We start from the raw sequence: 20,356 nt of genomic DNA on the forward strand, positions 1-20,356 counted from the left end.
TGGCCCCTCACAGGGCCAAGGCTGCCCGCACGGTGGCCACGACCTCACTCGGACTGAACATCACCTGCTCCCACGTGAACCGCAGCACGGTCCAGCCCGCGACGACCAGCGCGTTGTAGCGAACGCAGTCCTCGTCGTGGTCCGCCTTGCTCGCGTGGTGGGCCCAAGAGTTGGCCTCGATCGCGAGGCCAGTGAACGGGTCGGCGAGGTCGGGGTGGAAGGTGACAGCGCCGAGGTGATGGCCCACTGCGGCACGACGTCGATGCCTGCCTCGATGAGGATGCCACGCAGCACCGACTCGAACGGGTTGGCGGCCAGCGGCGTCGCGTGCTCGAGGACGCGACGCACGAGCGGCGCGGTGTCAGCGCCGAGCGTCCCGTCGAGCTCCTCGCGCGTCACGTCGCCGCTGCGCAACGCAGAGTCGGCGACCGCCAGGGCTTCGTCGAAGGGGAGGTCGGCGGCGCAGTCGAGCACCGTCTGGAGCCGAGAGGTGGCCCAACCATCGCACTCCGCCGTGCCGTACGACAGCTCGGCCTCGACCGGGTCGCTCGGCTTCTCGGCCACCAGCAGTTGCGGCCAGCTCGCCGACCACTTCACCTTCCATCCCCAGTGGGCTGCGGCTGACAGCAGCCTCAGGTGGCCGCCGACCTCGAGGGCGAGGGCTCGCGCGTGGTCAGCGGCTGGCAGGGCGTAGCGCGCCCGCGACACATGGAGGACCCGGCGACAGGCCACGGCCCTGCGTAGCCGTTTGCGCGTGGTCAGGGCGAGGAGCTCGCGGGTTGACGCGATGCCACCCAAGTGGGTGAGCGCTTCGACGGAATCCACGCCAGGAGTGTGGCTGCGCCCGCCCGGGGACGCGATCGTCTCTCCACAGGGGCCGAAACCCTTGCCGCGACGGCGACGACACGCCGTACGTCGATCACGACACGCCGAGGCTGTGACTCCCGAGGCGTCGGAGCGGCCCTCAGTCGTCGCGGCGCTTCATCCCGACCAGGCCCGGCCGGTAGTGGGGGTCCTCGAGCTGGGCGATGGTGGGGGAGCCGAACATCGGCAGCCCGGTCGACTTGCGGATGAAGCCCCACACCACGGGCAGGATCACCAGCACGAAGAAGCCGACCCCGGCGACCAGCATCGGGTGGGTCTCGTGCTCGCCCAGGGGGGCCCAGCCGGACTTGTCGAGCAGGGCGACGCCGCTCATCGTGAGGACGACGACGATGCCGCGCCGGATCATCGACTGGGGGACCTTCGGGGCGATCTTGGCGCCCAGGATCGTGCCTGGCACCGAGCCGATGACCAGCGGGATCAGGACCATCCAGTCGATGCCGTGGAGGAAGATGTTGGAGATCGCGGCCGCCATCACCAGCGGCACCGCCTGGACCAGGTCGGTGCCGACGAGCCGGACGGCGGACAGGCCGGGGTAGAGCATGAGCAGCGCGATCATGATGACCGAGCCGGAGCCGACGCTGGTGATGCCGACGAGGAGGCCGCCCAGCATCCCGACGAGCAGGGTGGGGACGACCCGGATGTGGGGGTCGTCGTCCTCGCTGTGGGTGCCGGCGCGCACGCGCAGCAGGTTGACGTAGAGGCGCAGCGCATAGGTCGCCGCGGCCAGCAGCAGCGCGAAGCCGATGCAGAGCGTCAGGACGTAGTTGAGCTGGTCGGAGTCGTCGGTGAACCACGACACCAGGTGGGGGCCCAGCAGCGCCATCGGGATCGACCCGATCATCAGCCACTTGGCCAGCGCCATGTTGGGCGAGCCCTCGCGCTTGTGCACGATCGCGCCGCCGGTCTTGTAGACCGCGGCCGCCGTCAGGTCGGCGGTCACCACCGTGGCCGCCTCGCCCACGCCCAGGAAGAGCAGCGCAGGGGTCATCAGCGCGCCGCCGCCCATCCCGGTGAGACCGACGACGATCCCCACGAAGAAGCCGGCCGCCAGGATCGACAGCGCGGTCAGCGTGAGCAGGTCACCCATCAGTCGTCCACCAGGGCGGGCACAATGACACTCAACATGGTGGAGATTGTGCCTGCTGTGGCCTGAGCCGCCTCAGTGCCCCGCCGGTAGGGGTCGTCGACGTCGTGCTCCACCAGGGCGGGCGTGCGGCGCATGCCCATGGCCTGCACCAGCTCGCGGCCGCGCAGGCCCGGGTGGTTGGGGACCGCCGCGGCGAACTGGCCGAGGCTGAAGACCTTGCGCAGCAGGGCCGGGTGCTCCTCGAGGATCCGCGCCCGGTGGGAGGACTCCGCCGTGAGCACCAGGTCGACGCCGTCGAGGATCGCCTTGTCGAGCGGCCGGCTGCGGAACTCGCCGTGGGCGACCTCCGCCGGGAGCGTCCGGGCCATCTCCTCGTCCATCGGGTGCGCGCTGAACCCCTGGGTGCCGGCGCTGGAGAACGCGACGCTGCGCGAGTCGCCGGCGAGCGCCCGGGCGGTGAGCTCCATGTGGGGCGAGCGGCAGATGTTGGCGGTGCAGACGAACAGCACGCGCAGGGGCTCTGTCATGAGTCCTTCTTCAGGTCCAGGAAGCCTGCCTCGTGCAGGGCCTCGATCACGTCGTCCAGCGCATCCTCGATGGTGCGGCCGGTGGTGTCGACCCGCACCGCCGCGTCGTCGGGCTCTTCGTAGGGTGAGGAGATGCCGGTGAACTCGGGGATCTGGCCCGCCCGCGCCTTGGCGTAGAGCCCCTTGCGGTCGCGCCGCTCGCACTCCTCCAGCGGCGTGGCCACGTGCACCAGGAAGAAGGCACCGCCCGCCGCCTCGACCATCGCGCGGACCTGCTGGCGCGTCTCGTCGAACGGCGCGATCGGCGAGCAGACCGCCACGCCCCGGTGCCGCGCGATCTCGGCCGCCACCCAGCCGATGCGCCGGATGTTGGTCTCACGATCGGCCTTGGAGAACGTCAGCCCGGCCGAGAGGTGTCGTCGTACGACGTCGCCGTCGAGGCTGGTGACCGTGCGGCCGCCCTGCTCGAGCAGCCGGTCCATCAGCGCGCGCGCCAGTGTGGACTTGCCGCTGCCGGACAGGCCGGTGAAGAACAGCACCAGGCCGACCTCGTCGGGGGCCGGGCGGTCCTCCTCGACGATGGCCGCTATCGCCTCGTTGGTCGAGGAAGGACGAAGTCCTGTCACGAGACCTGGGGCCGCCAAGGCGTGCACCGGGTCGCCCGCCGCGTAGTTCTCCAGCACCCGCACGCCCAGCGCGTGGTCGGCGTCGGCGTCGCCGTGGGAGGGGAGTGGCACGGCGACCACAGCGGCGTCGTCGAGCAGCTCGGCAGCGGCGAGCGTCGCCCGCACGAGCGCGACGGGGGAGAGGTCGGCGGTGCCGGTGCCGTTGAGCGCGACCAGGACCACGCGGCCGAGGCCCCGCAGCTCGTCGAGCTCGGCATCGGAGAGCGCGTCGGTGACCGGGACGAACGTCGCGCCGGCGTGCTGCTCGCGAACCTGCGCAGGCGTGAGGTGGAGGCGTCGGAAGGGGCCGTACTGCGCGTGCGTCAGTGCCTCGACCTCACCGGTCGCGGCCGTGACCCGGGCCAGCGGGAGCCCCTCGGGGTCGACCAGCTCGACGATGTCCTCGCCCGCGGGCAGGTCGATCGTCACCGGGCTGTCTGGGGCGTTGAAGCGCGTCAGCGGGGCGTAGGCGCCCGACACGAGAAGCTCCAGGTCGTCGAGCTCCGTCGCCGAGGGGCAGTGCTGGACGGGGTGGGGCTGGGTCACCGGGGCATCCTCTCACTCGAGCGGTCGATAACGTGCTGGCATGTCCACGCACACCAGCCCGAGCTCGACCAACCCCGGCCAGCCCGTCGTCGCCGAGATCGTCCGCTCCGGGTTCGTGGAGGGGCACCACTACGGGTCGGTCGTCGCGCTCGACCCCGACGGCCGCGTCGACTGGTCCGTCGGCGACGTCACCGTGCACGTGCTGCCGCGCTCGTGCAACAAGCCGATCCAGGCGCTGGCCATGGTCGAGCTCGGCCTCGACCTGCCGCCCGACCTGCTCGCCCTCGCCTGCGCCTCCCACTCCGGCGAGCCGTTCCACATCGATGGCGTACGACGCATCCTGGCCGCCGCCGGCCTCGACGAGTCGGCGCTCCAGACGCCGCCCGACTTCCCGCTCGACGACGCCGCGCGCGACGCCGTGCTCCTCGAGGGTGGAGCGAAGTCGCCGGTGCTGATGAACTGCTCGGGCAAGCACGCGGCGATGCTGGCGACCTGCGTGCTGCGGGAGTGGGACACCGCGACCTACCTCGCGCCGGACCACCCGCTCCAGCAGGCCATCCACGAGACCTTCGCGCGCATGACGGGTGAGCCGGTGGCCGTCAGCGCCGTCGACGGGTGCGGAGCGCCGCTGCTGTCGACCTCGCTGGTCGGGCTCGCCCGCGCCTTCGCCGCTCTCGCCACCGCCACCGACGGCCCGGCCCACCGGATCGCCGAGGCCATCCGGGAGCATCCGCAGATGGTCAGCGGCACCACCCGCGACGAGCGGCGCCTGCTGGGCGCCGTACCCCGCCTGATCGGCAAGGCGGGCGCCGAGTCGTGCTACGTCGTGGCGCTGCCCGACGGACGTGCCTGGGCGCTCAAGACCGACGACGGTGCGACCCGGGTGCGGCCGGTGCTGATGGCCCAGGCGCTGCGCCGCTCCGGGCTGCTCGAGGAGGAGGGCGTCAACGCCGAGACGGTCAACGAGACGGGTCGACACGTGCTCCTCGGCGGAGGGTCTCCGGTGGGGGAGATCCGGGCCGTCATCTGACCGTCGCACCTGTCTTGTTAGCGCAAGATGTCCGGTGCCACAAGCGTTGTGGGCACCATCACGCTCGCTGAGTTTGCATTCTGCTAACAAGTGTTAGCACTATGGAGGCATGGCCAACGGCAAGCTGAGCAACTCGCTGGGCAACTCCTTGGGCAACTCCCTGGGCACCCTGGGTGACTACCTCAAGGAGCAGCGACTCGCCTCGCGGCTCTCCCTCCGTCAGCTCGCCGATCAGGTGGGGGTGAGCAACCCCTACCTGAGCCAGATCGAGCGCGGCCTGCGCAGGCCGTCCGCCGAGGTGCTCCAGCAGCTCGCCAAGGCTCTGCGCATCTCCGCCGAGCAGCTCTACGTGCGGGCCGGGATCGTCCGCCCCGACGCCGATGCCGCCAGCTCCGTCGAGCTCGCGATCCTCGCTGACAGCGGGCTCACCGAGCGGCAGAAGCAGTCGCTGCTCGACGTCTACAGCTCGTTCATGGCGCTCAACGCCACCACTCAGGACTGATCACACAGCACTGGCCGCGCCGGATCCTCCGGGCGGAAACCCACGAGAAGGAGTACGACATGGCCACCACCAAGTTCGACCTCAAGACCGAAGCCATCAAGCCCGTCTTCGCCTACGTCGGTGTCACCGACCTGGCCGTCGAGAAGGTCCGCGTCGCCGTCGCCGACGTCTCCAAGCGCGTCGCCGTCGTCCAGAAGACCGACGCCAAGAAGATCCGCGCCGCCATCGAGACCCGCGTCAACGAGCTCCAGGGCGAGGCGCTGACCTACCCCGCGAAGGTGCAGTCGCTCGTCGACGGCAACGTCACCGCCGCCACCGCCGCCTACAGCGACCTGATCAAGCGTGGCGAGTCGCTCGTCGGCCGCATCCGCCGCCAGCAGTCGACCAAGGCCACCGCCAAGGCAGCCGACACCACCGTCGCCAAGGCGAAGACCACTGTGACCCAGGCCAAGGAGGCCGCTGAGGCAAGCGTCGACGCCGCCGACCGCACCGCCGCCACCAAGGTCGCCCCGCAGGCCAAGAGCAAGCCCGCCGCTCGCAAGGCCAGCGCCAAGAAGGCTGCGGCCACCACCGCGCGCAAGAAGGCCACCAAGAAGACCGCCACCGCGCAGAGCAGCGCCAAGGCCACCGCCACGGCTGCGAAGAGCACCGCGACCAACGCCGTCCAGGCCGTCGCCGACGCCGCCGAGAAGGTCGGCGACTGACCTTCTCTGGTTTCGAGACAGGACTTCGTCCTTCCTCAACCAGCGAGGGGTAGGGCCCTTCCTCAACCACCGATCGCCTGAGAACCCCCCGCCGTGTGAGGGCGGGGGGTTCTCTGCGTCCCGGCTACGCTGACCGGGTGAACGTCTTCGAGGTGCAGAGCTGGGTCATGCTGGTGATCCTGCTCGCGGTGCTGGCCATCAAGGGCTTCGCCTTCGTCAACGCGCTGCTGTGGTCCGGCGAGGCCTACGAGGCAGCCGGCAAGCTCACCAAGCCCGCCTGGTGTGCCATCACCGGGCTTGGCTTCGTCACCGCGCTCATCCCGATCGGCCTGCTCGGCGGCCTGCTGGGGATCATCTTTCTCGTCGCAGCCCTGGTCTACCTGGCAGACGTCCGCCCGGCGCTGCGCGAGGTCACCTCGCACCGACGCTGAAGCTCAGGCGTGCTTGCCCTTCGAGGGTGACTTGTCCGTGTCCTCGCGGGGCGCGTAGCCGTAGCCGTAGCCATAGCCGTAGGCAGAGCCGGACTTCTTGGCCGGCGTCATGTTCATGACGATGCCCAGCGTCTTGGAGCCGACGGAGGTCAAGCGCTCGATCGCGTGGGTGAGCTGGTCGCGCGTCGTGCGCCCGTGTCGTACGACGACCACGGCACCGTCGGCGCGCGTCGCGAGGAGGGCGGCGTCGGTGACGGGGAGCAGCGGCGGCGCGTCGAGGACGACCATGTCGTAGCTCGCACGCAGGTCGATCAGGAGCTTCTCCATGGCGTGGGACTGGAGCAGCTCGGACGGGTTGGGCGGGATCGGCCCGCAGGCGAGCACGTCGAGGGAGGTGTCGGCGTAGGTCTGCATGGCGTCGGGCACCGAGATCTTGCCGATCAGCACGGTGGTCGTGCCGACGGCGCCGTCGAGCCCGAGACGGTCGGCGATCAGGGGGCGTCGCAGGTCGCACTCGATCAGCGCCACGCGGTGACCGGCCTGGGTGAGGGTGAGCGCGAGGTTGACCGCAGTCGTCGACTTGCCCTCGCCCGGCAGCGAGCTGGTGACCACGAAGACCTTCTGGTCGTGGTCGACCTCGATGTACTGCATGTTGGTGCGCAGCACCCGGAACGCCTCGGCCCACGGCGTCGCGGTCGCGAGCACCTCCGACGGAGGACGCTTGGCATCGGGGTCGCTGAAGATGTTGCCCAGGATGGGCGCTTCGGTGATGGCGGCGACGTCCTCGCTGCCCGTCACCGATGTGTCGAGCAGCTCGCGGGCGACCGCAAGGCCCATGCCGAGCAGCAGCCCCAGCACCCCGGCGAGCGCGAGGTTGCGCACCGGGTTGGGGGAGACCGGGGTCTCGGAGACCTCGGCGTCGTCGACCAGCGTGGCCTTGATGACCGCGTCGTTCTTGCCGTTGGGGGTCTCCAGCTCCTCGACCAGGTCGGCGAGCTCAGAGGCGTAGACCTGCGCGATGTCGCGCGCCTGCTCGGGGTCGGGGTCGGTGGCCGAGATCTCCAGGATCACCGTCTCGGGCACGACCGTCGCCTCCACCTGCTCGCGCAGCTCAGCCGGGTCGACCGGTCCCTCGAGGGACTCGGCGACACGCTCGGCGAGCTGGCGGCTGGTGACCAGGTCGGCGTACGACGTCACCCGCTGGGTGGCGAAGAGGTTGCCGGTGTAGGCGCTCGACTCGTCGGACTGGCTCGTGGAGATGAACAGCCGAGTGGTCGAGGAGTACTGCGGCGTGGCCGCCCAGGTGAACGCTGCAGCAGCGGCCAGTGCGAGCAGGATGCACGCGACCAGCCACAGCCAACGACGACGCAACGCGCCCCAGTAGGCACTCAGCTCCACGTAACGACCCTTTCCGAGATCTAGACCAGTTGCTCGACTCTAACCCGGGTCGTCCGATTTTCACTGACCGGCGAGGTAGCGGTCCAGCGCTGTGAGGGCGTCCTCGGGCTCGAACCCCGTGGCACGGATGCGGTCCAGCGACATGACGCTCTGGAGCGGTCGGGGGGCGATGCCGGGCTTGTCGGCGTAGTAGTCGGCGGTCGTGACCGGCGTGACGTCGTCGGCGCTGCGCCCACAACGTTCGAACACGGCCTGGGCGATCTCGGCCCACGACATAGGCTCGCCGCCGTTGCTGAGGTTGTAGGTGCCGAAGTCGGCGCCGGCGTCGACCAGGTGGCGGGTCGCGCGGGAGAGCTCGTCGGCGAACGTCAGGCGGCCGACCTGGTCGGCGACCACGCTGGGGGAGACCCCCTTGTCGGCCAGGGACTTCATGGTGCGGACGAAGTTGTTGCCCGCGCCGATGACCCAGGAGGTGCGGAGCAGGTAGTGGCGCGGCGCGAGCCCGACGGCGATCTCACCGGCGGCCTTGGACTGGGCGTAGACCCCCAGCGGGGTGAGCGGCTCGTCCTCGACGTGGTCAGGCTGGGTGCCGTCGAAGACGTATTCGCTCGAGTAGTGGACCAGCGTGAAGCCGTGCTCGCGGGAGAGCCGCGACAAGGTGGCCGGGGCGCTGGCGTTGGCGGCCCAGGCGTCGCGGCGACCCTCGGGCGTCTCCGCCGCGTCGACGGCGGTGTAGGCGGCGGCGTTGAGCACGACGGCGTAGTCGTGCCAGGGCCAGGCGTCGACGGCAGCGGCGTCGGTGAGGTCGAGCCGGGTGACGCCCTCGCCCTCGACGAGGTCGACGAGGTCGGCACCCGGGAAGTCGGCCTGCAGCGCGCGCCCGAGCTGGCCGAGCGCCCCCACGATCAGCGTCTTCTTCGGCGCCATCGGGGTGACGTCGGCGAGCCGCGGGTTGTTCTGGTCCTTCTCGGAGACCTCGGCCTCCTCCAGCGGGATCGGCCACGGGATCGCGGCCGTCTCGTCGCCGAGGTGGAGCGCGGGGTAGGCCACGCCGGGACGCCAGTGGGCGTTGACAAGGTAGGTGTAGGCGGTGTGGTCCTCGAGCGCCTGGTAGGAGTTGGCGACCCCGCGGGGGACGTACACCGCGAGCGACGGGTCCATCTCGAGGTGGAAGGTCGCGCCGAAGCTCTCGCCCTCGCGCAGGTCGACCCACGCGCCGAAGATGCGGCCGGTGGCCAGCGAGACGAACTTGTCCCACGGCTCGGCGTGGATGCCGCGCGTCGCGCCCCGGGAGGCGTTGTAGGAGATGTTGTTCTGGACCGGGCCGAAGTCGGGCAGGCCCAGCGCCAGCATCTTCTCGCGCTGCCAGTTCTCCTTGAACCAGCCGCGCGCGTCGCCGTGGAGAGGCAGCCGCAGGACCAGCAGGCCGGGGATGGCCGTCGTCTCGACGGTCAGCTCGCTCACTGGCCCTTCTCCGCGTAGGTCGCCTCGACGGCGTCCTTGTGGGGGCGCCACCAGTCCTCGTGGGCCTGGTACCACTCGATGGTGTCGGCCAGGCCGGACTCGAAGTCCTGGAACTGCGGCGACCAGCCGAGCTCCTGACGCAGCTTGCCCGACTCGATGGCGTAGCGCAGGTCGTGGCCGGCGCGGTCGGTGACGTGGTCGAAGGCATCGGCCGGCTGGCCCATCAGCGTGAGGATCAGCTGGACGACCTCGAGGTTGTTCTTCTCGCCGTCGGCGCCGATCAGGTAGGTCTCACCGATGCGGCCCTTCTCCAGGATCGTCAGCACCGCCGAGGAGTGGTCGTCGGCGTGGATCCAGTCGCGGACGTTCTCGCCGGAGCCGTAGAGCTTGGGGCGGATGCCGTCGATGACGTTGGTGATCTGGCGCGGGATGAACTTCTCGATGTGCTGCCAGGGGCCGTAGTTGTTGGAGCAGTTGGACACCGTCGCCTGCACCCCGAAGGAGCGCACCCACGCCCGCACCAGGTGGTCGGAGCCGGCCTTGGAGGCGGAGTAGGGCGAGGACGGGTTGTAGGGGGTGTCCTCGGTGAAGCGCTTGGGGTCGTCGAGCTCGAGGTCGCCGTAGACCTCGTCGGTCGACACGTGGTGGAGCCGCTTCTCGTGCTTGCGGACCGCCTCGAGGATCGTGAACGTGCCGAGGATGTTGGTCTTGATGAACGGGCTCGGGTCGTGCAGCGAGTTGTCGTTGTGGGACTCGGCCGCGTAGTGCACCACCGCGTCGTGCTCGGCCACCAGCGGGTCGACCACCTCGGCCTCGGCGATGTCGCCGACCACCAGCTGCACGCGGTCCTCCGGCAGCCCCTCGAGGGACTCCTTGCTCGCGGCGTAGGTGAGCTTGTCGAGCACCGTCACCCGCAGGTCGGTGTGCTCCATCAGGTGGTGCACGAAGTTCGATCCGATGAACCCCGCGCCCCCGGTCACGAGAAGGCGTTCCATGGGCGGTGAGTCTAGGGGGAGGGGGTTTCGAGACAGGACTTCGTCCCTCCTCAACCAGCGAAGAGGAGCTAGGGGGAGGCCACGACCTCGAAGGACTCGGAGGTCGTGAGGCCCTTCGTGACGTACGACGCCTGGCGCGGCGCCCTGCTCCGCCAGCCGTCGGGCAGGTCGCCGACCTCGAACCCCCGCGGGAACGTGACGTCGACCCGCACCGCCTGCGGCCGGACCATCCCCTGCGGGTCGAGGTCGAGGCCGTAGGCCAGGGACCCGTCGGCGCCGACCTCGGCGGCGGCCGGGACGTCGTACACCACCTCGAGCGTGCGGGTCTGCTGGGGCTCGAACACGATCTTCTGGCGCTGGTAGGTGCGCCCGAAGAAGTCGTTCTGTGCGCGGCGGACGGGCTCGCCGTCGACGCTGCGCGAGACGATGGACGCGCCCTTCGGCAGCATGGTCATCACGCTCAGGGTGTTCCAGCGGGTCCAGTAGCCGCTGCGCGGGTCGACGCCGGGCTGGGCGTAGGGCGGGGAGTCGTTGTGAATCTCCACGCGCAGGCGAACGCGGGCGCTGCCGTCCTCGGCCAGCTCGACCTCGGAGTGGACCGCGCGGTCCTGCCAGTAGTCGGCCTTGCTCGGCACGGCGTTCTGGGTGAAGACGCCGAGGTAGTCGCGGTCGGTGTCGGAGAGGGCGCCGCTGAGGCCCAGGTCGTGGATGACCCCCTGCGCCTCGGCGTTGCGGAGGTAGACCGCGAAGTGCCGGCCGTCGGCCGCGTCGGCGAGCACCTCGCCCTTCTCGACCCAGCTGCCGGAGGAGAGCAGGCGCTCGCGGAAGATCGGCACCAACCGGCGGTTGAAGCCCTTGCGGACCTGCTTGTCGGGGAACCTGTCGTAGCTGCGGCCCAGCGCCTCCACGAGCGTGTCGCCCGTCAGCCGGCCCAGCGGCGGCAGCTCGATGGGTCCCGTCAGGTCGATGAGGCGGGACAGCGCGATCGTGTCGATGGCGATCACCCCGGACATCGGGCGGTTGCGCAGGCTGCGCCACGCGTTGGCCAGCTCGTTGCCGGAGACCCGCCAGTCCGGCGCCATCGTGGCGGTGCCCATGCGCAGGCGCCCGCGGTGGAACGGGTTGCCCTCGACCTTCTGCCAGAAGCGGGGCACGAAGGTGCCCGGCGCCGTCTCGTAGTCGACCGAGTCACTCAGGTCGACCCGTCCGTCCTCGAAGGACATCGTCGCGAAGCTCTGCGGCGTGCCGCCAGAGGCCATCATCTCGGCAGGGTTGAGCATCGCGATGAGGTACTGGCGCTCCTCCTCCGCGCCCAGCAGGCTCGGCAGCACGTCGAGCAGCGGCCGGACCGACGCCAGGTCGTCCATCAGCGGCTCGAGCTTTTCGTGGGCCTCGTCGCGCGCCTGCGCCAGCCGGTCGCCCACGAAGACCCGCTCGTCGGCGACGCCGGCCAGCTCGTCGTTGGCGGAGACGAAGCGCTCCTCGATCTCGCCCACGCGGTCGAGCGTGCGATCCAGGGTCGGCAGGTCGACGTTGCCGTCGTCGATCAGCGTCGACGTCCGGCCGGTGACCTCGGGCCACATCTCGACACCCAGCTCGGCAGCGGCGGTGAGGTCGTCCAGGGCGTTGCCGAGGCGTCGTACGTCGCGGACCGGGCCGGCCGCCACCGGCACCCAGGCCCAGGCGTCACCGCCGATGCCCTGCACGCTCCCCTGGAGCTCGTCGACCTCGTCGCGGGCCCGCGCCACCGCGACACCAGCCGCCTCGTGGTCGCCGGCCGACAGCGCCTCGCTGGCCGACTGGAGCTCGGTCTTCGCGGCCTCGGCGTGGGCCGGGGCGTCGCGGAACGGCAGCGCCAGCAGCGCCAGCGCGACGACCACCACGACGGCAGCCAGCAGGAGAAGGGGCCACACGCGGCGTCGCTTGTCGGAGCGGCTGCGTGGCATGCGGAGGATCCTCTCAAACCCGTGGCAATAGGGTGGCATCCATGCGCGGAATCATTCTCGCCGGCGGAACCGGTTCACGGCTGCACCCGATCACGCAGGGGATCAGCAAGCAGCTGGTGCCGGTCTACGACAAGCCGATGATCTACTACCCGCTCTCCACGCTGATGCTCGCCGGGATCCGCGACGTCCTGATCATCACCACCCCCCACGAGGCCGAGGCGTTCCACCGGCTGCTGGGCGACGGGTCGCAGTTCGGCATCTCCATCACCTTCGCGGTGCAGCCCAGCCCCGACGGGCTCGCGCAGGCCTTCATCATCGGCGCCGACCACATCGGCAGCGAGCGCTCGGCGCTCGTGCTGGGCGACAACATCTTCTACGGCACCGGGCTCGGCCACACGCTGCTGCGCTTCGACGAGCTCGACGGCGCCGCTGTGTTCGGCTACCACGTCGCCGACCCGACGGCCTACGGCGTCGTGGAGTTCGACGACTCCGGACGCGCGGTCTCGCTCGAGGAGAAGCCCGCCGAGCCCAAGTCGTCGTACGCCGTCCCCGGCCTCTACTTCTACGACAACGACGTCATCCAGTACGCCGCCGAGCTCGAGCCGTCCGCGCGCGGCGAGCTCGAGATCACCGACCTCAACCGGCGCTACCTCGAGCAGGGGCGCCTCCAGGTCGAGGTGCTGCCCCGCGGCACGGCGTGGCTCGACACCGGCACCTTCGACTCCCTCAACGACGCCTCCAACTTCGTGCGCACCATCGAGGGCCGCCAGGGCTTCAAGGTCGGCGCCCCCGAGGAGGTCGCCTGGCGGATGGGCTTCCTCACCGACGACGAGCTGGCCGAGCGGGCCGAGCCGCTGCGCAAGAGCGGCTACGGCGAGTACCTCCTCGGCCTGCTCAACGACCACTGAGTCCCCGCTGGTCGAGGAGGGACGAAGTCCCGTCACCCCCGCTGGTCGAGGAGGGACGAAGTCCCGTCACGAGACCCGTCGGTAGTCTGACCGCCATGAAGATCCTCGTCAGCGGCGGCGCTGGTTACATCGGCTCCCACACCGTGATCCAGCTCATCGAGGCCGGTCACTCGGTCGTCGTCGTCGACAACTTCAGCAACGCGCACCCCGTCGTCATCGCCCGGCTGGAGTCCCTCACGGGCACGCACATCCCGGTCCACTCCTTCGACCTGTGCGACCACGACAAGACCGCCCATCTCTTCGCCGCCGAGGGCTTCGACGCCGTGATCCACTTCGCCGGGTTCAAGGCCGTCGGCGAGAGCGTGCAGAAGCCGCTCGACTACTACGAGAACAACCTCGTCTCCACCTTCTCCCTCGTGCGCGCCATGCAGCGCCACGGCGTCGAGAAGCTCGTCTTCTCCTCCAGCGCGACCGTCTACGGCACCGACCAGGCCGGCGCCACCGAGGACCGCCCCACGTTCGCGACCAACCCCTACGGCTGGACCAAGGTGATGCAGGAGCAGATCCTCAGCGACGTCGCGGCCGCCTCGCCCGAGATGCGCTTCGCGCTGCTGCGCTACTTCAACCCCGTGGGCGCGCACGCCTCGGGGACCATCGGCGAGGACCCCTCCGGCATCCCCAACAACCTGATGCCCTTCATCGCCCAGGTCGCCGTCGGCAAGCGCGAGAAGCTCAGCGTCTTCGGCGACGACTACGACACCCCCGACGGCACCGGCGTGCGCGACTACATCCACGTCGAGGACCTCGCCGCCGGCCACGTCGCCGCCCTCGAGGCGCTGACCCGGACCGACCGGCCCGTCAACGTCTGGAACCTCGGCTCCGGCCGCGGCACCAGCGTCCTCGAGCTTCTCCACGCCTTCGAGAAGGCCGTGGGTCGCGAGCTGCCCTACGAGGTCGTCGACCGCCGCCCCGGTGACGTCGCCACGTCGTACGCCGACCCCACCCGCGCCAACGAGGAGCTCGGCTGGGCAACCACCCGGACGGTCGAGGACATGTGCGCCGACACCTGGCGGTGGCAGTCGCAGAACCCGCGGGGCTTCTCCGACTGATGATCCGCCGGATGGTGCTCGTCCGCCGGCTCCTGGTCGGCGTCCTCCTCGTCCCCGCCCTCTCAGCGGGGTCATCTGAGTACGTGGTGGACGTGGATCCGGCCGCTGGGCGTTCACCCCGTCCCCAGATGTCCGGGGCACTGGCCGGGCGCACCGTGGTCATCGACCCCGGCCACCAGCTGGGCAACCACAACTTCCCCCGCGAGATCAACCGCCTCGTCCCGGCCGGCGGGTTCGTCAAGCCCTGCAACACCACGGGTACGGCGACCGACGGTGGATTCCCGGAGGCGACGTTCGTCTGGCGCGTGGTCGTGCGCGTGCGTGACCGGCTGGAGGCGCTCGGCGCCCGCGTGGCCATGACCCGGACGTCCAACCGGCAGGACCGCTGGGGTCCGTGCGTCGACGCGCGCGGCCGTGCCGGCAACCGCGTCGATGCCGACCTCAAGGTCTCGATCCACGCCGACGGCTCCTACACCGCTGGGGCCCGGGGTTTCCACGTGATCATGCCCGCGGACCGGCGGCCGTGGACCCACGACATCGCCCGGCCGTCACGCCGGCTGGCGCACGACCTTCACCGCGGGCTCCAGAGGTCGGGCTTCGAGCCGGCCAACTACATCGCCGGCGGCGATGGCATCGACGTCCGCTCCGACCTGGGCACCCTCAACCTCTCCGACGTCCCGACCGTGATGGTCGAGCTAGGCAACATGCGCAACCCCGCGGAGGCCCGCCGGATGACGTCGGCCCGCGGCCAGGCGTCGTACTCGCAGGGGCTGGTCGCCGGGATCCGGCGGTTCCTGCGCTGAGGCGGCCTCGTCGTACTCCAGCAGGCAGTCGGGCAGGCAGACCCACGAGACGAGCGTGTCGCGCTGGCCGGGCCTCACGAACTGCCTGCGGTGATCGTGCCTGTGGACAAGCGGATGCGAGCTCTGCGGACTCCCGGCACGCTTCGTGCGTGACGCCACATGAAGCGGTCCGGGTCCTGGGAGGAGTCGCCCGCTGGAACGAGATCGAGTGCCTTGTCACGCGCCCGCAGCTCGACGCGGCTCTGGCGACCGGTGAGATCACCCGGTTGCGGCGTGGGGTCTACGCGCTGGGTGACATCCGGGAGGCCCGCGCTCAGGCGACGCGGGTGGGTGGGACCGTCTCCCACCTGAGCGCAGCGATCGAGCACGGGTGGAAGGTAAAGCATCCGCCCGAGAAGCCGACCATCACGGTGTGGCGCAACCGGTCACGACCCGAGGGCGACCTCGAGGTGCACTGGCAGGACCTTACGGTGACGGAGGTGCGTCTTGGCCTCACGCGGCCCGCCGCCACCGTCATCGCGTGCGCCCGGGCATATCCGTACGACGTCGCGCTCTGCGTGGCGGACTCCGCCCTTCGCGAGCGGGCCGTGACGACGGAGGAGCTGGTCAAGGCTGCGGAGAGGAGCCCGCGCACCGGCCGGGCGAAGGCGATTCGGGTCGCCCAGGGTGCCAACGGCAAGGCCGCCAACCCGTTCGAGTCCTGCGCCCGCGCCATCGCCGCCGACGTGGCGAGCCTGGCCGTGGAACCCCAGGTGTGGATCGACGGGGTGGGCAGGGTTGACCTGTGTGACTGCATCCTGGGCATCGTGGTGGAGTGCGAGTCGTTCGCATTCCACAGCGACGCCCCGTCGCTCGCGCGGGACGTGCGTCGCTACACCAGCTGCGCGCGCCGCGGCCTGGTGGTGGTGCGGTTCACCTGGGACGAGGTGATGTTCGACCCGGACTACTGCCGGCAGGCGCTCCAGGACGTCGTCGACCTCCGACTCCAGCAGGCAGTTCGCCGCACCTGGTGACTGGCTCAGCGCTGTGGTCCTGCGGTCTCGGGTGAACTGCCTGTGTTGGTCCGGCGTGGATGTCGTCTGCCGCCACCGTCAGCGGACCTCGAGCGCGGTGAGGGCGTGCAGCACCGCCCGGAGGTGGGGCACCTCGTGCACGCGGAGCAGGTGGGCGCCGCCGAGGGCGGCGAACACCGCGTAGAAGCCCTCGGCCTTGCGGAACTCGTCGCCGAAGAGGTCGAAGCTGTGGGGAAGGATGTTGCAGACCGGGACGCCCAGCGGGCGCAGCCTGAACGTCTGGGCCAGCACCCGGGCCTGGTGACGCGAGCGGGTGAGCGGGTCGACGAGGTTGCGGTAGTGGAACCCCATGCCGGGGTCGATGACCACGCGAGACACCCCGAGCTCGAGGGCGCGCTCGAGGCGCGGGGCGAAGTGGTCGAGCAGGACCGGGATCGGGTCGGTGTCCGGCGGCACGTCGGTGGGTTCGCGCACGTTGGCCGCGTCGCCGAAGCACATCACCACCGCGGCGTCGTGCTCGGCGGCGAGGGTGAGCATCTGCTCCTCGTGCTCCCGCCCGGTCATGTTGAGCACCCGCGCCCCCGCGGTCAGGCAGGCGCGTACGACGTCGGGGTGGTAGGTCTCGACCGACACCACGACCTCCGGGCTCAGCGCCTCGACGACCGGGACGAGCGCTGCCACCTGGGCGCTCACGCCGACGCGGGCCGCGGCAGCCTGGCTCGACTCGGCCCCCAGGTCGATGATCGCGGCGCCCTGAGCGGCCTGGACGCGCCCCATGCGCACCGCGTGGTCGGAGTCGACGGCGACGCTCTCGCGGTAGGTCGAGTCGCGGGAGAGGTTGACGCACCCCATCAACGTGACCGGGCCGTCGCCGATCACGAGGTCCCCGGCGGGGGAGGGTACGACGACCGGCGCGACCGTCGCGTCCCACGCCTCGGCGTGCTGCGCCTGCAGGGCGGCCAGGTCGGCGAGCGTGATCACGGGTGCACGATAGGCCCATGGATCTCACGCTGCAGCGGCTGGCCGACCTCGACGACGAGGAGCTGACCGAGCTCTACGCCCCCCGTGCCGACCCGTGGCTGCGCGTGAACTTCGTCAGCACGGCCGACGGCGCGGCCCAGGGCGGCGACGGCCTGAGCAAGAGCATCAACAACGCCGCCGACAAGCGGGTCTTCAACCTGCTGCGCCGCAACGCCGACTGCCTGGTGGTGGGTGCCGGGACGCTGCGCGCCGAGGAGTACGTCGTACCCCGCAAGCCGCTGGTGGTCGTGAGCAGGTCGGGCGACGTACCGCACTCGCTGCGCGACGCGCCGCCCGGACGCATCCTGATGGCGACCGTGGCCAGCGCTCCCTCGCTGGACGCGAGCCACGCGCTGCTGGGGGAGGAGAACGTGCTGGTCCTCGGCGAGGACACCATCGACCTCGTCGCCCTCAAGGCCCGGCTGGCCGAGCGCGGCTGGCGCGACCAGCTGTCGGAGGGCGGGCCGCACCTCTTCGGGGCGATGCTCGCCGCCGGCGTCGTCGACGAGCTGTGCCACACGGTCGTGCCCCGCATCATCGGCGGCGGCCACCTGCGGATCGTGGCGGGGCCCGACGTCGACGTCGACCTCACGCCGGCCGCCCTGTTCGAGGAGGACGGCACGCTGCTGGGCCGGTGGCTGGTGGCATAGGTCCCGCCGCGAGGTGAGACGGGGTGTTGAACTCGGATTCGACTTCACCTACGGTGCGATGACAACCGAAGGAGACACATGCGTGCCATCCAGATCACCAGCCTCGACGGTCCCGAGGCGGTCGAGCTCGTCGACGTGCCTGCCCCCTCACAGGAGGGGATGGTCACCATCGAGGTGAGGGCCGCAGGTGTGGCCTTCCCCGAGCTGTTGCAGAGTCGCGGGCTCTACCAGATGAAGCCGGAGCTGCCCTTCACGCCGGGCGCCGAGGTCTCCGGAGTGGTGGTCGACGCCCCGGAGGGGTCAGGGCTCAGCGAAGGCGACCGGGTGGCCGCGCTGTGCCTGCTCGGCGGGTTCGCCGACGTGGTCCAGGCCCAGCCCGACCTCACCTTCAAGCTCCCCGACGACGTCGGCTTCGAGAGCGGTGCGGCCTTCCTCTTCAACTACTGCACCGTCTACTTCGGCCTGGTCGAGCGCGGTCACCTGCAGGAGGGCGAGACCGTGCTGGTGCACGGCGCCGCCGGTGGCATCGGCACGGCGGCGATCCAGGTGGCCAAGGCGTTCGGCGCCGGCCGGGTGATCGCGGTGGTCTCGACCGAGGAGAAGGGCAAGATCGCGCTCGGGGTGGGTGCCGACGAGTACGTCCTCGCCGACGGCTTCCGCGAGCAGGTCGGCCAGGTGGTCGACATCGTCGTGGACCCCGTCGGTGGCGACCGCTTCACCGACTCGCTGCGCACCCTCAAGGAGCACGGCCGCCTGCTCGTCATCGGCTTCACCGCCGGCGAGATCCCCACCGTGAAGGTCAACCGGCTCCTGCTCAACAACGTCTCGGTGGTCGGCGTGGGCTGGGGTGCCTACGCCCTGTCCAGGCCCGGTCACATCGCCAGCGAGTGGGAGGCCCTGCTGCCCCACCTGAGCAGCGGCGCGCTCGACCCGCTGCTGGGCCCGACCTATCCCCTCGCCGACGCCAGCGACGCACTCGTGTGCCTCGACGAGCGCGCGGCCACAGGCAAGGTGCTGCTCACCCCGTGAGCACGACGACGGAGGAGTCGGACGAGACCGCGGGGACGAGCGGCCAGGGGGACATGCCGCCCCTGGCCGACGTCACCGCGCTGAAGACGCCGACGACCCCGCGGGGGGCGCGGACCCGGGCGGCCCTGGTCGCCGCGGCTCGCGTGGTGTTCGAGCGCGACGGCTACCTCGAGGCGCGCCTCACCGACATCACGGCCGAGGCGCACTGCTCGACGGGCAGCTTCTACACCTACTTCACCAACAAGGAGGAGATCCTCCAGGCCGTCATCGAGGGCGCCCAGAACGACATGCTCAACCCGGGCATGCCGCGTCTGAGCGAGGAGGAGAGCTCGCCCGAGGCGATCATCCGCGCGAGCAACCGCGCCTACTTCGAGGCCTACCGGCGCAACGCCAAGCTGATGATGATCCTGGAGCAGGTGGCGGCGATCGACCCGAAGTTCCGGGAGGTACGCCGCCGGCGCAGCCAGGCGTTCGCCCACCGCAACGCCAAGGGGATCGCCGCGCTGCAGGAGCAGGGCCTGGTCGACACCGACCTGGACGCCGTGCTCGCGTCGCTGGCGCTCTCCTCGATGGTGAGCCGGATGGCGTACCACACGTTCTGCCTGGGCGACGAGGTGCCGATGGACGACCTCGTCGAGACCTGCACCCGGTTGTGGGTCAACGCTCTGCAGATGGCGCCCGAGGGGCGCGACGCCTGAGAGCGACTGTGCTCCCGGCACAGACAGCCTTGTAGTGCGCCCCTATTGAACCTGAATCCGGATTCAAGTAGGTTGCGGAGCCAACCCGTCGGAAGGAACACCGTGGACGTCGCAGGACGCAGCGCAGTCGTGACCGGCGCAGCCGGAGGCATCGGCGCCGCCGTGGCCGAGGAGCTCCTGTTGCGCGGTGCCGGCGTGACTCTGACGGACCTGCAGGCCGAGCGACTCACCGAGACCGCCGAGCGCCTGGGCGCCGACCACCCGGGGCGCGTGAGCGCCGTACCCGCAGACGCCTCCCGCACCGAGGACCTGCGCACCGTCCTCTCCGAGGCGAGTCGCGCGCACGGCCCTGTCGACCTCTTCGTCGCCAACGCCGGCGTCCCCGGCACGCGCGAGCTCGGCGCCTCCGACGCGGAGTGGCGCCAGGCGCTGGACGTCAACCTCCTGGCGCACGTGCGCGCCGCGACCCTGCTGGTTCCCGAGTGGCTGGAGCGGGGGAGCGGCCACTTCGCCAGCACGGCGTCCGCGGCCGGGCTCCTGACGCAGATCGGCTCGGCCACCTACTCGGTCTCCAAGCACGCGGCCGTCGCCTTCGCGGAGTGGCTCGCCGTCACCTACGGCACGCGCGGGATCGGCGTCTCCTGCCTGTGTCCCATGGGCGTCGACACCGACATGCTCAACCACGGCCGGCAGTCCGAGGACGCGCTCGAGCGGACCATGGCACGCGCAGTCACCGACGCCGGCGACGTCCTGTCCCCGGCGGAGGTCGCGCGCCTCCTGGTCGACGCCGTCGAGCAGGACAGGTTCCTGGTCCTGCCCCACCCCCAGGTCGCGGAGATGGTCCGGCGCAAGGCCGCCGACCACGACCGGTGGATCGCCGGGATGCAGCGCTATGCCGACTCGCTGGCAGACGACCGACCGTGAGCACCTGCTCACCCACACCAGA

At 70.7% G+C, this 20,356-nt stretch carries 21 protein-coding genes; 12 read left to right on the top strand and 9 right to left on the bottom strand.

Annotation, left to right across the window (positions count from 1 at the left end; genetic code table 11):
• Positions 1–7: 7 nt before the first annotated feature.
• The 4 genes from EXE58_RS20485 to cysC form a co-directional block, all read right to left on the bottom strand.
• A complete protein-coding gene (locus EXE58_RS20485) occupies positions 8–247 on the bottom strand; it encodes an endonuclease domain-containing protein (protein ID WP_135267876.1) in 240 nt (79 codons plus the stop codon).
• A gap of 717 nt (positions 248–964) precedes the next feature.
• Positions 965–1,972 (bottom strand): sulfite exporter TauE/SafE family protein, encoded by a 1,008-nt coding sequence (locus EXE58_RS10720; protein WP_135267877.1) that lies wholly within the window; start codon positions 1,970–1,972, stop codon positions 965–967.
• Positions 1,972–2,499: an arsenate reductase/protein-tyrosine-phosphatase family protein gene (locus EXE58_RS20060; RefSeq protein ID WP_244242177.1), complete on the bottom strand. Its 528-nt coding sequence runs from the start codon at positions 2,497–2,499 to the stop codon at positions 1,972–1,974. Before EXE58_RS20060 ends, EXE58_RS10720 begins: the two co-directional genes overlap by 1 nt.
• Positions 2,496–3,710: an adenylyl-sulfate kinase gene (cysC, locus tag EXE58_RS10725; protein ID WP_244242178.1), complete on the bottom strand. Its 1,215-nt coding sequence runs from the start codon at positions 3,708–3,710 to the stop codon at positions 2,496–2,498. The genes EXE58_RS20060 and cysC overlap by 4 nt, the downstream gene beginning before the upstream one ends.
• A 40-nt stretch (positions 3,711–3,750) precedes the next feature.
• On the opposite strand from cysC, the gene EXE58_RS10730 reads away from it, so the two are divergent.
• The 4 genes from EXE58_RS10730 to EXE58_RS10745 all read left to right on the top strand — a co-directional run bounded on the left by EXE58_RS10730 (position 3,751) and on the right by EXE58_RS10745 (position 6,377).
• Positions 3,751–4,740: an asparaginase gene (locus EXE58_RS10730; protein ID WP_135267878.1), complete on the top strand. Its 990-nt coding sequence runs from the start codon at positions 3,751–3,753 to the stop codon at positions 4,738–4,740.
• Positions 4,741–4,849: 109 nt separating this feature from the next.
• Complete coding sequence (locus tag EXE58_RS10735; RefSeq protein WP_135267879.1) at positions 4,850–5,242, top strand: helix-turn-helix domain-containing protein; 393 nt, start codon at positions 4,850–4,852, stop codon at positions 5,240–5,242.
• 59 nt (positions 5,243–5,301) lie between these two features.
• Positions 5,302–5,946 carry a hypothetical protein gene (locus EXE58_RS10740; RefSeq protein WP_135267880.1) on the top strand — a complete coding sequence of 215 codons (645 nt, stop codon included), beginning with the start codon at positions 5,302–5,304 and terminating at the stop codon, positions 5,944–5,946.
• A 137-nt stretch (positions 5,947–6,083) separates the two neighbouring features.
• A complete protein-coding gene (locus EXE58_RS10745; protein ID WP_135267881.1) occupies positions 6,084–6,377 on the top strand; it encodes a DUF2516 family protein in 294 nt (97 codons plus the stop codon).
• Between the two features lie 3 nt (positions 6,378–6,380).
• On the opposite strand, the gene EXE58_RS10750 is transcribed toward EXE58_RS10745, so the two are convergent.
• The 4 genes from EXE58_RS10750 to EXE58_RS10765 all read right to left on the bottom strand — a co-directional run bounded on the left by EXE58_RS10750 (position 6,381) and on the right by EXE58_RS10765 (position 12,180).
• Positions 6,381–7,775 carry a tyrosine-protein kinase domain-containing protein gene (locus EXE58_RS10750; protein ID WP_135267882.1) on the bottom strand — a complete coding sequence of 465 codons (1,395 nt, stop codon included), beginning with the start codon at positions 7,773–7,775 and terminating at the stop codon, positions 6,381–6,383.
• 60 nt (positions 7,776–7,835) lie between these two features.
• Positions 7,836–9,239 carry a sugar nucleotide-binding protein gene (locus tag EXE58_RS10755; RefSeq protein ID WP_135267883.1) on the bottom strand — a complete coding sequence of 468 codons (1,404 nt, stop codon included), beginning with the start codon at positions 9,237–9,239 and terminating at the stop codon, positions 7,836–7,838.
• Complete coding sequence (gene rfbB / locus EXE58_RS10760; RefSeq protein WP_135267884.1) at positions 9,236–10,234, bottom strand: dTDP-glucose 4,6-dehydratase; 999 nt, start codon at positions 10,232–10,234, stop codon at positions 9,236–9,238. Before rfbB ends, EXE58_RS10755 begins: the two co-directional genes overlap by 4 nt.
• A 68-nt stretch (positions 10,235–10,302) precedes the next feature.
• Entirely contained in the window at positions 10,303–12,180 is a 1,878-nt protein-coding gene (locus EXE58_RS10765) for a DUF4012 domain-containing protein (RefSeq protein ID WP_135267885.1), read from the bottom strand.
• Between the two features lie 41 nt (positions 12,181–12,221).
• Between EXE58_RS10765 and rfbA the strand changes: the two genes are divergently transcribed.
• From rfbA to EXE58_RS10785, 4 genes are all read left to right on the top strand, one after another.
• Entirely contained in the window at positions 12,222–13,088 is an 867-nt protein-coding gene (rfbA, locus tag EXE58_RS10770) for a glucose-1-phosphate thymidylyltransferase RfbA (RefSeq protein WP_135267886.1), read from the top strand.
• A gap of 95 nt (positions 13,089–13,183) precedes the next feature.
• Positions 13,184–14,197 carry a UDP-glucose 4-epimerase GalE gene (gene galE, locus EXE58_RS10775; protein ID WP_135267887.1) on the top strand — a complete coding sequence of 338 codons (1,014 nt, stop codon included), beginning with the start codon at positions 13,184–13,186 and terminating at the stop codon, positions 14,195–14,197.
• An 11-nt stretch (positions 14,198–14,208) separates the two neighbouring features.
• Positions 14,209–15,000: an N-acetylmuramoyl-L-alanine amidase gene (locus EXE58_RS10780; protein ID WP_135267888.1), complete on the top strand. Its 792-nt coding sequence runs from the start codon at positions 14,209–14,211 to the stop codon at positions 14,998–15,000.
• 149 nt (positions 15,001–15,149) lie between these two features.
• Positions 15,150–16,013: a type IV toxin-antitoxin system AbiEi family antitoxin domain-containing protein gene (locus EXE58_RS10785; protein ID WP_135267889.1), complete on the top strand. Its 864-nt coding sequence runs from the start codon at positions 15,150–15,152 to the stop codon at positions 16,011–16,013.
• Between the two features lie 78 nt (positions 16,014–16,091).
• On the opposite strand, the gene EXE58_RS10790 is transcribed toward EXE58_RS10785, so the two are convergent.
• Entirely contained in the window at positions 16,092–16,994 is a 903-nt protein-coding gene (locus EXE58_RS10790; protein ID WP_135267890.1) for a dihydropteroate synthase, read from the bottom strand.
• A gap of 17 nt (positions 16,995–17,011) precedes the next feature.
• Between EXE58_RS10790 and EXE58_RS10795 the strand changes: the two genes are divergently transcribed.
• The 4 genes from EXE58_RS10795 to EXE58_RS10810 all read left to right on the top strand — a co-directional run bounded on the left by EXE58_RS10795 (position 17,012) and on the right by EXE58_RS10810 (position 20,334).
• On the top strand, positions 17,012–17,683 hold the full coding sequence (locus EXE58_RS10795) for a dihydrofolate reductase family protein (protein ID WP_135267891.1): 672 nt from the start codon (positions 17,012–17,014) through the stop codon (positions 17,681–17,683).
• A 78-nt stretch (positions 17,684–17,761) separates the two neighbouring features.
• On the top strand, positions 17,762–18,712 hold the full coding sequence (locus EXE58_RS10800; protein ID WP_135267892.1) for an NADPH:quinone oxidoreductase family protein: 951 nt from the start codon (positions 17,762–17,764) through the stop codon (positions 18,710–18,712).
• Complete coding sequence (locus tag EXE58_RS10805; protein ID WP_244242179.1) at positions 18,709–19,410, top strand: TetR/AcrR family transcriptional regulator; 702 nt, start codon at positions 18,709–18,711, stop codon at positions 19,408–19,410. Before EXE58_RS10800 ends, EXE58_RS10805 begins: the two co-directional genes overlap by 4 nt.
• Before the next feature lie 102 nt (positions 19,411–19,512).
• Positions 19,513–20,334, top strand: coding sequence for an SDR family NAD(P)-dependent oxidoreductase (locus EXE58_RS10810; protein WP_135267893.1), 822 nt, complete (start codon positions 19,513–19,515; stop codon positions 20,332–20,334).
• Positions 20,335–20,356 lie beyond the last annotated feature (22 nt).

This window comes from Nocardioides seonyuensis, from assembly GCF_004683965.1.
Classification (GTDB): Bacteria; Actinomycetota; Actinomycetes; order Propionibacteriales; family Nocardioidaceae; genus Nocardioides; species Nocardioides seonyuensis.